This window comes from Protofrankia coriariae (assembly GCF_001017755.1).
In the GTDB taxonomy this organism is placed as follows: Bacteria; Actinomycetota; Actinomycetes; order Frankiales; family Frankiaceae; genus Protofrankia; species Protofrankia coriariae.
On sequence record NZ_JWIO01000107.1, the window covers coordinates 1 to 296 of the forward strand.

The window sequence follows — 296 nt, forward strand, 5'->3', positions numbered from 1 at the left end:
TGGCCGATGTTGAACGGCAGGAAATGGGTCTTCTCGCCCTCCAACCTGGTGGTCATCGCCGCCAGGTCGTTGGAGACCGCGAAGTGCACCAGCGCCCGATGCCCGAACGACAGCAACGGCTCCGGCCGGCCGTTCGTGACCGGGCGCCGGTCCTTGCGGTACTGGCTGATCGCCTCGTCCAGCGACTGCGTGAAGTCCGTCTTCAACTCCACCGTCGCCACCGGCAGCCCGTTGACGAAGAACACCAGGTCCAGACTGCGCTGATCCGCGGTGGAGAAACGCACCTGCCGCATCAC

At 65.5% G+C, this 296-nt stretch carries 1 protein-coding gene; it reads right to left on the reverse strand.

Annotation, left to right across the window (positions count from 1 at the left end; all coding sequences use genetic code 11):
• Positions 1 to 284 (reverse strand): type I restriction endonuclease (locus tag FrCorBMG51_RS24410; protein ID WP_235433872.1); only part of this gene is annotated, 284 nt, incomplete at its 3' end.
• Between the last annotated feature and the right edge of the window lie 12 nt (positions 285 to 296).